Source organism: Lacinutrix himadriensis, from assembly GCF_001418105.1.
In the GTDB taxonomy this organism is placed as follows: Bacteria; Bacteroidota; Bacteroidia; order Flavobacteriales; family Flavobacteriaceae; genus Oceanihabitans; species Oceanihabitans himadriense.
In genome coordinates, this window is sequence record NZ_LIQI01000022.1 from 710,467 (window position 1) to 725,343 (window position 14,877).

12 protein-coding genes are annotated in these 14,877 nt (G+C 32.0%); 2 read left to right on the top strand and 10 right to left on the bottom strand.

Annotated features, from left to right (window positions below; translation table 11 throughout):
- The first annotated feature begins 14 nt into the window (after positions 1-14).
- A complete protein-coding gene (locus tag AMD28_RS10770; protein ID WP_241492483.1) occupies positions 15-188 on the top strand; it encodes a Sec-independent protein translocase subunit TatA/TatB in 174 nt (57 codons plus the stop codon).
- 79 nt (positions 189-267) lie between these two features.
- Here the strand turns inward: AMD28_RS10770 and AMD28_RS10775 are convergent, their stop codons facing one another.
- The 4 genes from AMD28_RS10775 to AMD28_RS10790 form a co-directional block, all read right to left on the bottom strand.
- A complete protein-coding gene (locus AMD28_RS10775; protein ID WP_055444123.1) occupies positions 268-1,248 on the bottom strand; it encodes a DUF4837 family protein in 981 nt (326 codons plus the stop codon).
- 23 nt (positions 1,249-1,271) lie between these two features.
- Positions 1,272-2,861 (bottom strand): lytic transglycosylase domain-containing protein, encoded by a 1,590-nt coding sequence (locus tag AMD28_RS10780; RefSeq protein WP_055444124.1) that lies wholly within the window; start codon positions 2,859-2,861, stop codon positions 1,272-1,274.
- 84 nt (positions 2,862-2,945) lie between these two features.
- Positions 2,946-4,133: a phosphoglycerate kinase gene (locus tag AMD28_RS10785; RefSeq protein ID WP_055444125.1), complete on the bottom strand. Its 1,188-nt coding sequence runs from the start codon at positions 4,131-4,133 to the stop codon at positions 2,946-2,948.
- 102 nt (positions 4,134-4,235) lie between these two features.
- The gene (locus AMD28_RS10790; protein WP_055444126.1) at positions 4,236-5,453 is read right to left on the bottom strand and encodes a hypothetical protein; all 1,218 of its coding nucleotides are present in this window, start codon (positions 5,451-5,453) and stop codon (positions 4,236-4,238) included.
- A 182-nt stretch (positions 5,454-5,635) separates the two neighbouring features.
- Between AMD28_RS10790 and AMD28_RS10795 the strand changes: the two genes are divergently transcribed.
- On the top strand, positions 5,636-6,793 hold the full coding sequence (locus tag AMD28_RS10795) for a DNA polymerase III subunit (RefSeq protein ID WP_055444127.1): 1,158 nt from the start codon (positions 5,636-5,638) through the stop codon (positions 6,791-6,793).
- Positions 6,794-6,825: 32 nt separating this feature from the next.
- Here AMD28_RS10795 and AMD28_RS10800 read toward each other — a convergent pair whose 3' ends face one another.
- The 6 genes from AMD28_RS10800 to AMD28_RS10825 all read right to left on the bottom strand — a co-directional run bounded on the left by AMD28_RS10800 (position 6,826) and on the right by AMD28_RS10825 (position 14,854).
- Positions 6,826-7,335 carry an OmpH/Skp family outer membrane protein gene (locus AMD28_RS10800; RefSeq protein WP_055444128.1) on the bottom strand — a complete coding sequence of 170 codons (510 nt, stop codon included), beginning with the start codon at positions 7,333-7,335 and terminating at the stop codon, positions 6,826-6,828.
- A gap of 208 nt (positions 7,336-7,543) precedes the next feature.
- On the bottom strand, positions 7,544-8,395 hold the full coding sequence (locus tag AMD28_RS10805) for a class I SAM-dependent methyltransferase (protein WP_055444129.1): 852 nt from the start codon (positions 8,393-8,395) through the stop codon (positions 7,544-7,546).
- Between the two features lie 75 nt (positions 8,396-8,470).
- A complete protein-coding gene (locus AMD28_RS10810; protein WP_055444130.1) occupies positions 8,471-8,959 on the bottom strand; it encodes a hypothetical protein in 489 nt (162 codons plus the stop codon).
- Between the two features lie 73 nt (positions 8,960-9,032).
- Positions 9,033-10,904, bottom strand: coding sequence for a tRNA uridine-5-carboxymethylaminomethyl(34) synthesis enzyme MnmG (gene mnmG / locus AMD28_RS10815; RefSeq protein WP_055444131.1), 1,872 nt, complete (start codon positions 10,902-10,904; stop codon positions 9,033-9,035).
- Positions 10,905-11,028: 124 nt separating this feature from the next.
- Positions 11,029-11,445, bottom strand: a complete 417-nt coding sequence (gene ybeY, locus AMD28_RS10820) for an rRNA maturation RNase YbeY (protein WP_055444132.1) — start codon at positions 11,443-11,445, stop codon at positions 11,029-11,031.
- Entirely contained in the window at positions 11,438-14,854 is a 3,417-nt protein-coding gene (locus AMD28_RS10825; protein WP_055444133.1) for a DUF4175 family protein, read from the bottom strand. Before AMD28_RS10825 ends, ybeY begins: the two co-directional genes overlap by 8 nt.
- Between the last annotated feature and the right edge of the window lie 23 nt (positions 14,855-14,877).

Sequence of the window (14,877 nt, forward strand, 5' to 3'; positions counted from 1 at the left end):
TTATGATTCTAAATATGATACCTCTTTTTATAGGTTGGCCTCAAGTAGTGTTAATTGCTGTTGTTATTTTACTAATTTTTGGTGGTAAAAAAATACCAGAACTGATGCGTGGTCTTGGTAGTGGAATTAAAGAATTTAAGGACGCAACCAAAGAAGAAGAAGAGGAAGAAAAAAACAAAAAAGGATAGTTATTACTTTCTTTTTTATACAAAACAAAAAAACCAACGCAATGCGTTGGTTTTTTTTTGTTATACCTTTAAAAGATATCTATTCCATTTTAATAGACTTAACGATCGCTTCTAGCTCAAACATATAATCGCGTTTGGCAACAGAAGGAGCAAAAGCAAATCCTTCTATAACTACATAGCGTTGGTTTACTTTATCGTCAATCATATAATTTACAAATGGTCCGGACATAAATGCATTTTCCATATCCCAAATCCCTTTTGTTTCTATCGTTGGTTTGTTATCTATTATAGTTTCTGAAAGAAATGGAGCATACGCATCTTCGGTTATCATATATGCATCATCTGTTGGTCCAGGAATGTAAATTTTATTAATAGAATCTCTTATTTTAATAATCTGATTGATCAAGCTATCGTTTTCCTTAATAGCGTTATATGGCAATGTATATAACATTAAATTAGTTGTTCCTGTATTAATATCTTTTCTAATCCAGAACACATCATTTTCTTCTTTCGCTATTCTATATGCGGTAGGAAAATTTATAGAGAACCCTAATTTGTCTTTGATACTACTGTTTTTATTTAAAGATAAATTTATTCTTCGTTGCTTTTCTTTTAGTTCTTCTCCTTTAAAAGCTGCAACTATTTTAGCAGCATTATCTTTAATTTGTTTTATAATATCTGCGTTAGTTTTTCCGGTAATTAAAACCACTTTTTGAGGTTTAGCAAACACGTCACTCGCAATTTTAACCGCAGCTTCTTCAGATCCTTTTTCAATTTTTAAAACGGTTCTGTTTTTGGTTACAAAGCCAGAAAATACTTGTGGTGGTATTTGTGCCATTGTAAAAATAGGCTCGTCTTGTGGTAAACCATAAATTGGTGCAGCAAGCACTTCTCTAATGGATTCACCTACTTTACCTTCCCAAAGTTCGTTACTTACAACTACAGAAATATTATTAAGTGTTCCTGAAGATGCTGAAACAATTCTTTTGTTTGATTTTTCGTCATCATTACAAGATGTAAACAATAGTACTACCATTGCAATACAAAGAAAATTACGCATAATTGTTAGTTTTTATAGAAGTATTAGCCTTTGGATACTATAAGCTTCATTCCTGGTTTTAATTTGTTACCACTAATATCGTTCCAATCTCTAATATTCTGAACAGTAATTTCTGGAAATTTCTGGGAAATACTCCAAAGAGAGTCTCCGCTTTTAACGGTATATGTTTTAGCATTAGGAGAAATAACAACCTTATCCTTCTTTTTAGAAGTACTTTGTGTTGTTGCTGCTGTGTTTCTTGGATAAATAGTTAAACGTTGCCCAATTTTAAGATTATTGCTTCGTAAACCGTTCCATTGTTTTAACTGACTAACACGAACACCAAATTTTCTTGCTATTTTCCCGAGGTAATCCCCACTTCTTACGCTGTATCTTGTTTTACTTTCGGAATTAAATAATTGTGGTAATGGTTTTTCTCGTTTATCCATTTCGGCTTTAGCCGAAGCATAGAAAGCTTCTTCATTATTTACAAAGGCACCAACCACATCTCTTGGTAGTCTTAATGTATAATTTTTTCCTTTTACAACCGGAATAATATCTAGTTTATACGAAGGATTTAAAAACTGTAATTTCTCTATCTGTACTCCTGTTGCCTCACCAACTTGATCTAGCGTAATCATGTGTTTTACATGAACCGTATCTGTTTCTATATATTGAAACTCCGGTTTTACAGGTTTAAAACCATGTTCTTCAGCAAATTCAAAAATATACATGGTTGCTAAAAATGCAGGAACATAACCTGCTGTTTCACGTGGAAGATTATGACGGATATTCCAATAATTCTCATAACCACCAGAACGTCTTATTGCTTTACTTACGTTTCCAGGTCCAGAATTATATGCTGCAAGCGCAAGATCCCAATCTCCAAAAATCTCATAAAGTTTAGCTAGGTATTTAGAAGCTGCTTCTGTCGATTTTATTGGATCGCTACGTTCATCTACATAAGAACTTACATCTAATCCATATTGTTTTCCTGTTGCAAACATAAATTGCCACAAGCCTGTTGCACCAACTCTAGATCGTGCTCTTGGTTTTAATGCCGATTCTACAATGGCTAGATATTTCATTTCTAACGGAATATTGTAATTGTCTAATTCGCGCTCAAACATTGGAAAATAATAATGACCAAGCCCCATTAGTTTTTCAAATGATTTTCTTCTGTGCTTTAAAAAAGACTTTATTACACTTTCCAACGATGTGTTATATTCTACATTAAAAGGTGTTCTTGCGTTTAGTTCTGCAAGTCTAGATTTTAATAGTTCTGTAGACAGTTCCGGATAATCAACATCTTTATAATCTAAGGTTTCAACAGTTTTATAAATAGTATCAAACAGTGAATTACTATATAATTCTTGAAGCCATTTTTCATCAATTTCGGCAGCGTGAGCATTGTCTAACAACTCTTTTTCAAGATCTAGCTCCTCTACTACTTTAATTTCCTTTTTATAGAGAGCTTGGCCATCAATTATAGTATCTATAACATAGTTTTTTCCAGCTTCTAATTGTTTTTCTGTCAGTCGTTGGTTCTCTACAGTAACTTGTAAACTGTCCTGAGCCTGTACGGCTGCAAAACTTAAAAAAGAAATAAAGAAAAATAGTTTTTGTAATTGCATAATGATGTGATTAGCGTCTTCTTTAAACGTATAAGATACTAATTTCGTGTTTTATTAAAAAAATCAGGTGGTTATTTGCTTAAACTATTCTAAAATAGCAGCAATTCCTGGAAGCGTTTTACCTTCTAAACTTTCTAGCATTGCTCCTCCACCAGTACTTACGTAGCTTACTTTCTTTTCAAAGCCAAACTGTTTCACCGCAGCAACAGAATCTCCTCCTCCTACTAATGAAAATGCACCATTTTTAGTTGCTTCTGCAATAGAATTCCCTAAAGCAATAGTTCCGCTAGCAAAATTTTCCATTTCAAAAACACCTAAAGGACCATTCCAAAGTATGGTTTTACATTGTAAAACGACATCATTAAAAATTTCTTTCGATTTTGGTCCGCAATCTAAACCTTGCCAACCATCAGGTATTTTATTGATATCGCAAACTTGCGTATCTGCATCGTTGCTAAAAGCGTTAGCTGCTACCACGTCTACAGGAATATGAATTTGAACCCCTTTTTCTTTTGCTAGTTTTAAAATTTCTAAAGCTAGTGGCATTTTATCGTCTTCACAAATAGAATCACCTACTTGTCCGCCTTGCGCTTTAACAAATGTAAAACTCATTCCTCCACCAATAATTAAGTGATCTACCTTATCTAAAATATTTTCTATAATGGTAATTTTTGAAGACACTTTTGCTCCACCTAAAATAGCAAGAACAGGTTTTTCTCCTGTTTCCATCACTTTTTTAATGCTTTCTATTTCTTTTGCTAATAAAAACCCAAAACATTTTCTTCCTGGAAAAAATTGAGCAATAACGGTTGTTGAAGCATGCGCACGATGTGCTGTACCAAAAGCATCATTTACATAAATGTCTCCTAGTCTAGAAAGTTTTTCCGCAAAGTCTTTATCTCCTGCAGTTTCTTCTTCATGAAAACGTAAATTTTCTAACAATAAGATTTCGCCAGGTTTTAGGTTTTTAGCTAAATCTTCAGCTTCACTACCAACACAATCAGAAGCAAACTTTGTTTCTACTCCAATAATTTCTTCAATTTTATTTGCGATATGACGTAAAGAAAATTCGTCTTGAACCCCTTTTGGTCTTCCCAAATGCGACATTAAAATACAGCTTCCACCATCTTCTAAAACTTTGATAATTGTTGGTTTTGCAGAAAGGATTCTGGTAGCATCTGTTACCTGAAAGTTTTCATTTAATGGTACATTAAAATCTACTCTTATTAATGCTTTTTTGTCTTTAAAGTTGAAGTCGTTTAGTGTTTTCATTTCTGTTATATATAAAAATTGCGCATATTATTTTAAACGCTAAAGGTCTTTAAAATAAATAATATGCGCAATTTTATTATTACTATAAGTGTTTTGAGTGTTTTACTCTTCATCTTCCATATTACCAACAACAGGTTTTGCTTCTTTTAAAACATCACGACTTACTATAAGATCATTGTTTTCTAAGTTGTTTTCTAGGTAACACGTTTCGCTAATATCTGTTTTAAAGGCTGTAAAAAACATATAAAATCGATCTGCTTTAGTGAATACTTTAAAATCTAATTCGTTTTGATTGTTAGCCAATAAAGTATTGTTTGTATTTGGTATATTTAATGTAACTAAATCAAATCCTAGGGTGTTTTCACTTTTTGGAAGCCTCGTTGTTACATACGCTTCATTACTTGTAATCTTACTATTAAAGAAATTAGATTCCGGTCGTAACTCAGAACTCATCGTAATAAATCTATTGTCTTTCTTGCTAAAAATAGAACATTTATCTGTTTTTAGTTTTGCATCTCCTTCAATTGCAGCCATAGTAATACTAGCATTAATTTCACCAAATGCTGTGGTATTGAAATTATTAAAATGCATATCTAAGGTTTTCTTATTTAATAACGATAAGCCATGATATGTTCTTATGTATTTAGGAGTAACACCTTCTTGTTCATAGACCACATACAAAACCCAACCAGCAGAACTTCCTCCTGTAATTACTCCTTCTGTTGCTCTTACATTTGCAACCGTATAATTACCATTTGTAATATTATTTTGCAGTATAGAAGTGACATCTGCGTAACAAACATAAGGCGAATTTGCAGCAAAGAATTTTTTATCATGCCCATCAAAAACCACTTCTCCTTTTATGCTTTTGTATTCTTGATTTGGCGTTTTAAATTTTATAACATGAAATGTAGTATCTCTTTCTCCTTTTCCTTTCACGACCATTTTATTGTTCACCACTTTGTATTGCCCTTTTTTAAAACCATACGTTGCACTCCAATATAAAGCCGCAAATTTTACTTTTTTGGTGTTTTGAGGTAATTGCAATGCTGCAGCACTAGAACTAAATGTAGCATTATCCCCATCAACATCTACATATTTCATTTCTACTCGATCGTTAATCAAGCCAATTTCATTATAGTCTTTTTGGGCGTGTTCACTCAAAATGTTATTACCAATAACAATAGCATCTCCTTGAATATAAAATTCTTTTTGCGTGCTTAAGGGACGTTCTTGAATAGATTCTAATGTTTCTAACTTTTGTGCATTTGTAGAAAACACAATAAGTACAGCAAAGCTGTATTTAAGTAGGTTTTTCATTTTAGGTAGGCATTTGGGATTACAAACATAAGACTTAAAAAGCACTTAATCTATGTTTTATGCTTTTAATCGTTGTTTTGACACGTTTTCGATAACGTATTACATATAGAATCTTACCATTTTCTTTAAAATTGAAGTTTAGTTTTGCGTTTCTTTTTAAGGATAAAAACTATATTTGCCTTATGCTTTTTAGTGATATTTTAGGACAAGAACATATAAAAAACCATTTAACACAAAGTGTTGATAACGGTAGAATTGCACATGCCCAATTGTTTGTAGGCCCAGAAGGATCTGGAACATTACCAATGGCAATTGCTTATGCACAATACGTTTTATGTGGTAATACCAATAAGGAAAACACTGGTGGAAATGCCGCTTGTAACCTTAAATTTAATAACGTTTCGCATCCGGATCTTCATTTTGCTTTTCCTGTTACCACTAGTGACAAAGTAAAAAGCAAACCGGTTTCTAGTTATTACTTAGAAGAATGGAGACAATTATTAAAAGAGCAACCTTATGGTAATCTGTTTGATTGGTACAAACTACTTGGTGTAGATAATAAACAAGGGCAAATTGGTGTAGAAGAGGCACTACAAGTGGTAAAATCTCTTGCACTAAAATCTTATGAAGGTGGTTATAAAATCATGATCATTTGGATGGCAGAAAAAATGAATACTGCTGCCGCCAACAAGCTTTTAAAACTGATTGAAGAACCGCCAAGCAAGACTATTTTTATTCTTATTGCTGAAGATGAAGAGCAAATAATTAACACCATTAAATCGCGTTGTCAGATTTTACACTTTCCTCCTTTGGCTGAAAATGATGTAAAAAAAGGGCTGATTGAACAATATAATTTAGAAGATTCTGTAGCTACAAAAATTGCGCATCAAGCAAACGGGAACTATAACAAAGCTTGTGATTTAGTATACCAAGATAGCGAAGATATACAATTTGAAACTTGGTTTATTTTCTGGATTAGAAGTGCTTTTAAAGCAAAAGGAAATAAAGCAGCCATTCATGATTTAATTTCTTGGAGTGAAGATATAGCCAAAACAGGAAGAGAAACTCAAAAACAATTTCTTCAGTTTTGTATTGACTTTTTCAGACAAGCATTACTATTAAATTATAACGCCAATGAACTAGTATATTTTGAGCCAAAAACCGAAAAATTCAAACTAGAAAACTTCGCACCTTTTATACATGGCAACAATATTTTAGAGATTTCTAATGAGCTACAAGATGCCATTTACCATATTGAGCGTAACGGAAATTCTAAAATTATTCTTACCGATTTATCAATCAAACTAACCAGGTTATTGCATAAAAAAAGCCAAGCGTAAGCTTGACTTTTAAAACAATAACTAATGTTATCTTATTTTGTGTATGAAGCATTTAATGCTTCAATTACTGCTTTCGTAATATCGTTAGCTTCACTACCATACATTACACTTCCTGCTTCATTTTTTCCTAGAATATAGGTGTAACCATTATTCTTTCCGTAATCTGCTACAAATTCTTGTACTTTAACAATAGCAGAATCAATTTCTACTTGAAATTCTTGTTGCATGGTTTGTTGTTGCATTTGCACTTGTCTTTGTAAACCTTGTTGCTTTTGCATTAACTGTTGGTATTTTTCTTGCTGCTTACTTTGAGACATTTTTGCTGCTGCAAGTTCAAAAGCTTTTGCTTCTATTTGAAAACCGCTAGCTAAACTATCTGTATTCTTTTTAAAAGCTTCATCTTTAATTTTATATTTTGCTTCAATGTCTTTTTTACCTTGATATTCATTTATCAATTCTCCATTATCTATAAAAGCAATTTTTTGTTGCTCACAAGAAGTAAAAACTAAAACGGTTACAAGTGCTAAAATTATTTTTTTCATTTTTCGATATTTATTTTAAATCTGCGCAAATGTAAAAAAAGGAAAGGAAATTACTTGTATAAAATATTTTTATACAAACTACAAATGCAATAATAAAAACTTATTAAAAACAACTTCAAATAAGACGATTTAAGCGATTTTTGTAAAAATCAGGTGTTTATTATCGTTTTCAAATCCAAAAAACGATTAACGCTGTTTAAAATAAGAATTAACTGTTTTTAATCACATAAATTAAGGAAGAATACTCTCCAGAACGCTTTCCTTTTAAATTAGAAAGAAATCCGAACCAAAAAGCTTTCACCGGATTCATAAATCCAGATTTATATTTTTCAGAAAGTAAGCTTACATAATATGCATCAAATTTCATAGGAAGCGTTTTTACAACCTTCATGTTTTCTTTAGCAAAAAGTTTAGAAATAGATTCTTGATTAAAATGCCAAAGATGTCTTGGCACATCTAAAGCAGCCCAAAAGTCTTTATAATGGTTTGCATCATAACTTTTATAATTTGGTACCGCAATAATTAAAGTGCCGTTTACTTTTAATAAGCTTTTAAAAACCAAAACCTGTTCTTCTAAGTTTGGTAAATGTTCTAAAACATGCCAAAGCGTAATAACATCAAAACTGTGCTTTTTAAATTCTTGTAATTGCGCTGTAGTATAAACAGTATTATCCGTTTTTCTATTTGCAATATCTCTTGCTTCTGGATTTGGTTCTATTCCAGAAACCTGCCAATTGTTTTGTTGCGCTACTTGTAAAAAATCTCCTGTACCACAACCAATATCTAAAAGGTTTTTTTCTGTAGCGGAAAATGAATTAATAAGTTTTAATTTTCGTTTTAAATAAATACTTCTAACCACATGATATACTTTTTCAAGTACATTCCTTTTAGAATCTGTATGCGAAATATAGTCTTCGGTTTTATAATATTCAGAAAGTTTATCTTCTTTTGGCTGCGGAGTCGTTTCTAAAAAACCATACGTTTTGTTTTCTATTAATTCGAATGCTTCACCAGAAACAGAATGATCTTTTACTTTTAAAGGCGTGTTATTTTCTTTCATTTGGAATACATATAGAAACAAGTTCCTATGGAGAAATAAATATGTTTGTGTAGATTATTTTAATTTTCAAATATATCAATACGCTTTAAAACGCATTCGTATATCGTCTAAATATTTTGCAACAATATATCTATAAAAAGAATTTGTACTTAAAGCGTCTTCTCCATTTTCATCATTTACTACGATATAAATAAACTCTTTCTTTTTACCTTTCTTTACTAATTCTGGATCTTCCTTTTCAAAAATATAATCCGTAAAATCTAAATATTGATTTGTTTCTTGCTTACTTAAAACACGAATTGTAAATGGTACATCTTCTATTTCTACAATAAAATTAGATGGAGAAAATCCAGGAGTATCTTTAAAACGCTCTTCCAAATATCTATCAAAAACACGTTTGTGTTTGTAAATTTGAAAACTAAAAACGTTTTGATTTTTAAAATCTGCTCCTCCTTTTTTAGTTCCTTCTATGATATGATAACCGTTTATATCTTGAACCGATTTAATAGGAATACAAGACACAAACAAAACAATAAATAGAACTACTAATACCTGTAATTTCATTGCTTAATTTTAAAGTATTTCGCTTCAGAATTTAATCCAAAAACAAAAATGTTCCACGTGGAACATTTTAAATTTATCTTCCCATATACACCAACAAAACAGAAATATCACTTGGAGATACACCACTTATTCTGGATGCCTGAGATATGGTTACGGGTTGAATTTTCTTTAATTTTTCACGTGCTTCCAAACTCATAGATTGCAATTTAGAATAATCAAAACCACTAGGTATTTTTATATTCTCTAATCTATTTAACTTGTCCGCATTTAATTTTTCCTTCGCTATATAACCAGCATATTTGACTTGAATTTCTGCTTGCTGAATAACCTCTTCATCTAAATTATGCTCCTGAATATACCCTTCTACAGATTCCATTTTACGCATATCATCGATAGTAATATTTGGTCTAGCAAATAACTTATGCATCTTTCCTTGCTGCTTAATTGGAGCAGAATCTTTAGCTTCTAAAACCGGATTTGCTTCACTAGTAGTTACACTAGTATCTTTAAAAAATTGAACAAATTTATCAGAAGCACTAAACTTCTCCTCCATTCTAATCAATCGTTTTTCACTCGCTAAACCTAACGCATGTCCTTTAGGTGTTAAACGAATATCTGCATTATCTTGTCTTAATAACGTTCTATATTCTGCACGAGAAGTAAACATTCTATATGGTTCTTCTGTACCTTTTGTAATCAAATCATCTATTAAAACGCCAATATACGCTTCATCTCTTTGTAAGGTAAAAGGATCTTTTTCACTTACTTTTAAACTCGCATTTATTCCTGCCATTAAACCTTGAGAAGCCGCTTCTTCATATCCTGTAGTTCCATTAATTTGGCCAGCAAAATACAAACCTGAAACTAACTTAGTTTCTAAAGTATGCTTTAATTGTGTTGGTGGAAAATAATCATATTCGATAGCATAACCTGGTCTAAAAAACTTCACGTTTTCAAAACCAACTACAGAACGTAATGCTTTAAATTGAACATCTTCTGGTAACGAAGTAGAGAATCCATTTATATAATATTCAACCGTATTCCATCCTTCTGGTTCTACAAAAAGTTGGTGCCTATCTTTATCAGCAAAACGATTTATCTTATCTTCAATCGACGGACAATATCTTGGTCCGAGACTTTGAATTCTTCCATTAAACATTGGCGAACGATCAAAGCCTTCACGAAGTAAATCATGCACCTTTTCACTTGTGTAAGACATGTGACAAGAACGCTGTTTTGTCAACGGTTTTGTACTATCTAAATAGGAGAACTTTTCCGGATTTACATCTCCAGGCTGTTCTACCATTTTAGAAAAATCTAAAGAACGACCATCTACTCTTGGAGGTGTTCCTGTTTTCATTCTTCCCGATTCAAAACCTAAAGTAATAAGCTGTTCTGTAATTCCAGTCGCTGCTCTTTCTCCTGCTCTTCCTCCTCCAAAATTCTTATCTCCAATGTGGATTAATCCATTTAAAAAAGTCCCATTAGTTAAGACCACAGATTTTCCTCTTACTTCTACACCAAGCGAAGTTTTTACACCAACTACTTTATGGTTTTCTACAATTAAACTAGAAACCATTTCTTGATAGAAATCTAAGTTCTTGGTTCCTTCTAACATTAATCGCCAATCTTCTGCAAAACGCATTCTATCACTTTGCACTCTCGGACTCCACATTGCAGGTCCTTTAGATTTGTTCAGCATTTTAAACTGGATGGCAGACGTATCACTTATAATACCACTATAACCACCAAGCGCATCTATTTCTCGAACAATTTGTCCTTTAGCAATTCCTCCCATAGCAGGATTACAAGACATCTGCGCAATGTTCTGTAGGTTCATGGTAATAAGCAATGTTTTGCTTCCCATGTTTGCTGCTGCTGCTGCTGCTTCACTTCCTGCGTGACCAGCTCCAACAACGATAACGTCATATACTTCGTTAAACATCTAATTATAACTTTAAATATGTTCTTGTTTTATTTTGTTTTCTTGATAAAGAAAAACGGATTGTTCCACGTGGAACACTTTTACTTTTTGAATTTAAAAAACTTGTAAAGATACATCGAAACCCCTAATCTTCTACTAATTGTTTTATGTAGAAATTTTCCTTTTCACGCATTAACTTCGCTTCCGACTCACTCTTATCTTTATAACCACAATAATGTAAAATTCCATGTACCAGTACACGCTGTAATTCTTCCGTAAAGGTTACCTCAAAATCTTTAGCATTATCTATTACTCTTTCCACAGAAATAAAAATATCACCTTGTAGCGTTTTTCCCATAGAGTAATCGAAACTTAAAATATCGGTTAATGTATCGTGATTTAGAAATTCTACATTTAATTTATGTAGATATGCATCATCACAAAACACATAATTTATTTCGTCTTCTGTACAACCTTCAGAAACAATTACACTAGATATCCATGTAGTTAATTGTGCTTCGTTGTCTAATTTAAAATCGTTCTCGTAATTAAAACTAATCATTGCTTTGCTTAAAGTATTCTTGTACTTTCTTTTTATAAATTGGTTGCAAAGGTAAGCTTTGTCTATTTAATATTTCTGTAGTGTTAAAATATTGTTTTGCAGTAGGTATTTGGTTGTTGGTTTTATTCTCAAATTGTCTTTGATTGGATTCCGATTCTCTCTTTTCTTCTTCGCCTTGTTGAAAGGTTGCTTGTTCTAATTTAAGTAATTGATGTTTTAAATTCATCATTTTCTCCATCGTCTGATTGGTAAAACCTTTATTCAAAAGATCCATTTCAATCTCTTCCATTTGTTTCACCAAATTACTTCCTACGCCACTTTTTCCATCCTTAGCCAACCTATCTTGTAATGCCTGTCTTATTTGTTGTTGCTGTTGGTATATTTTATATAACTCACCATTTAACTCTTCGCTGTCACCTTCTCCTTCCCCGTCACCTTCTCCAGATTTACCTTCTCCTTCTCCGTTTTCACCAGATTTACCTTCTCCTTTTTCTTTACCTTTTTCTCCTTCTTTACCTTTACCTTCTTCTCCTGCTCCTTTTTTCCCTTTACCCATCTTGCCTTCCATTTCTTTAGCAAGTTGTTCTTGGCTTTTAATAATATCAGGTAGTCCGCCTTCTCCACCTTCTCCAGCTCCAGGTTTTGGTTTTCCTTTACCACCTTGACCTTGACCACTCATCTGCATCTGCATATTATCTAATGAATTACTTAGAAGGTCGGCTAAATTATTAGCAGAAGTTATGGTGTATTGCTGATTAGAAACCCCTTTACTTATCTGATTTTCAGACAATACCGTTAAAGATTTATCAATATTATAGAAAACATCTACTATTTCTTTATTTACTTTTTCTGAAATTTTTGGTTGACGAAGCGATAACGCAAACAAACTATCATCAATATGCGAAAAATGCTCTCTTAAATCATGTTGTTTACGCAAATACGAAGCATATTTATTATGATTAATCTCTATGCTTTCAAACTGATTCATTAGTTTTTCTTGATCGAAAGAAAAAAGCAATAAGTTATCTAAAATCTGACGAAGCATTTCTGCATCTTCTGCCATTTGTTCTCCTCCTGAAGCAGACATACTCGCTTGCATTTGCTCACTCATTTGTTTCATTTTCTGAGCTGCTTGCTTTTGTTTTTGCTGTGCCTTTTTCTGACTATCTTGTTTTTGACCTTCTTCCTGACTTTGTTCTTTTTCTTCTAATTTATCGGAAGCTTCTTGCTGATCTTCTTTTACATTCTCTTCTTCATTTTTATTTCTATCTATTTCTTCCGGACGTTTTAATTCTTGATTTTCTTTTTCCAAGGCATCCATTTCTTTTTGAAATTCTTCAAACTCCTTATTAATTTCGTCTTGTTTTTCTTTGGTATTATTTTCCGGAGTTTCTTCCATTAGCTTTTCTTGCTTCTCTGCAAGTTTCGCTAATTCCTGTTGCAACTCTTCTAACTTTTTACCTATGTAATATTTTTTTGTAAGCTCTAATAATTGTTCTAAACTTCGTTCTTGCTTTTTATTTTGCTTTGCAAGCTTTTCTAATTTATCACTTAACTCCTCTTTATCTAATTTGTCAATTTTTTCTTTCAATTTCTCTAACTCGTCCAGCAGTTTCTCATCTTTTTTAAGCTGCTCTTCATTTTCTTCTAAACGCTTCTTTAAATCGTCTTTAAATGGGTCATCACTCTTTTCTTTCTGAAATTCCTCTAAATTCTCCTTCAGCTTTTTATTAAAGCTCTTCATCATTTCTTCTTGATCTTTTTGACGCTTTAGGAAATTATTTAATTTTCGTTTATCGTTAAAATTTAATTCCCTTTTTTCTTTTTGTGTTTTAGAAAGTTCTTGTAACTCCTTTTCGCGTTCTTCAAATTTTTCTAAAGATTTGTTTAAATCTTGAATCGTTTCCTTTTGATCTTGCAATTGCTTTTCCTCTTCTTCGTCTTTGGTTAATTTTCTATAAAAGAAGATTTCACTTTTGGTACGTTTATATTTATGAATCGCGTCATTATCAAAAACCTGAAAATATAACTCGTAACTAATACCTTCCGTAATCTCTAAATCATTTGGAAAAGCACTAAAAAAATCTGCTACATTCGATTTATTAATAGGAATATTAACCACGGTTTGTTCCGTATCTTTTTCCGAAGGATAATACACTAACTGCAATTTATTTAATCCGTAATCATCACTTACTTGTCCGTAGAAATAAAGACTCTGATTATCTAAACTATCCACTTGCATTTTAATATTTAACTCTGGATGTTCATCTTTAATCACATCTATGTTAAAAGCTAAATTTTCGTAATCCTTAAGGTTGGCATTACTTGTAGTTAGATTGTATTTTAAATCATTATAAACCCGTTTAGAAGCTTCAAAAACACCAGATTTACTAGTGTTAAACTCCAAAGTATCTTTCGCATACAAACGCACTTGCTCTGTAGCTTTCGTATTTAATTTCCAGGTAATATTGGTTCCTTGTGGTACTACAGCATTTCCTGTACTTTTAAGGGTTTCATCTCGTTTTTTGGTATGACTAGGATAATCTAAAATCATATCAAAACTCAATAAAGTTGGCGCAGCAATAACCTGAAGTGTATACGGTTTTGACGTTACGGAATTTGCCGAAAGTTGAAAAGTAATATTCTCCTTTGGCTTTGGTAAAACGTATTCAAAACTTCCAACTGCTTTTTGCTGTAAAAAATAGGTTTCGTTATTATAGGTGATTTGTACATTTTCTGGCTGTACCTCTCCTGCTGTTTTTACTAATAGTTTAAAGTCTTTGTTTTCTGTTGCTTGTAAGTTTTCATTAACCACAAAAAATTGAAAAGGCGCTGGTGGTTCATACGCTGTTTTATAATCTACTACCCTTTTATAACTATCGCTAAACCAATCTAAATGTCCGGAAACCGAAGCCAGAAGTAATATTAAAACAGGAATTGCAGCATACTTTAAATACTTGGTGTTTTTTTTAAAATTCACCGCAAGTTTAAACGGAATGGGTTGTAATGTTTCCGATTTCTGCTCGATGCTTGCTAGAAGTAATTCCGATTGATCTGTAGTTTGTTTTAACTGAAGCACATTAAGTAACTTGTCATTTACTTCCGGAAAATGGGTACCAATTATTTTCGATGCATCTTCATAATCAATCCCTTTTTGAAGCTTTAATAGCTTGGCTAATGGAAGCGCAATAAACTTGGCAAACAAAACACCTTCCACTACAACAAAAAGCCAAAACAAAACCGTTCTACCTATAGAACTTAGCCATAAAAAATGTTCAATAAGTAAGGTTAGTAAGAAATAAAGTAAGCCAATACTAAAAAATAGTATGGTTCCTTTTATAAGTTCATTAGTGTAGTATTTTCTAATAAACGCTTCAAGTTTTACTTGTATGTTTTTAAAATTGCTCAATGCATCTTTGTTTAACTTACTAA

What these genes read in the sequence shown, in the direction of transcription:
- AMD28_RS10800 (WP_055444128.1), bottom strand. Translation starts at nt 7,335, where the DNA reads ATGAAAAAAATAATTTTAGCACTTGTAACCGTTTTAGTTTTTACTTCT.
- AMD28_RS10795 (WP_055444127.1), top strand. Translation starts at nt 5,636, where the DNA reads ATGCTTTTTAGTGATATTTTAGGACAAGAACATATAAAAAACCATTTA.
- ybeY (WP_055444132.1), bottom strand. Translation starts at nt 11,445, where the DNA reads ATGATTAGTTTTAATTACGAGAACGATTTTAAATTAGACAACGAAGCA.
- AMD28_RS10770 (WP_241492483.1), top strand. Translation starts at nt 15, where the DNA reads ATGATACCTCTTTTTATAGGTTGGCCTCAAGTAGTGTTAATTGCTGTT.
- AMD28_RS10810 (WP_055444130.1), bottom strand. Translation starts at nt 8,959, where the DNA reads ATGAAATTACAGGTATTAGTAGTTCTATTTATTGTTTTGTTTGTGTCT.
- AMD28_RS10790 (WP_055444126.1), bottom strand. Translation starts at nt 5,453, where the DNA reads ATGAAAAACCTACTTAAATACAGCTTTGCTGTACTTATTGTGTTTTCT.
- AMD28_RS10775 (WP_055444123.1), bottom strand. Translation starts at nt 1,248, where the DNA reads ATGCGTAATTTTCTTTGTATTGCAATGGTAGTACTATTGTTTACATCT.
- AMD28_RS10785 (WP_055444125.1), bottom strand. Translation starts at nt 4,133, where the DNA reads ATGAAAACACTAAACGACTTCAACTTTAAAGACAAAAAAGCATTAATA.
- AMD28_RS10780 (WP_055444124.1), bottom strand. Translation starts at nt 2,861, where the DNA reads ATGCAATTACAAAAACTATTTTTCTTTATTTCTTTTTTAAGTTTTGCA.
- mnmG (WP_055444131.1), bottom strand. Translation starts at nt 10,904, where the DNA reads ATGTTTAACGAAGTATATGACGTTATCGTTGTTGGAGCTGGTCACGCA.
- AMD28_RS10805 (WP_055444129.1), bottom strand. Translation starts at nt 8,395, where the DNA reads ATGAAAGAAAATAACACGCCTTTAAAAGTAAAAGATCATTCTGTTTCT.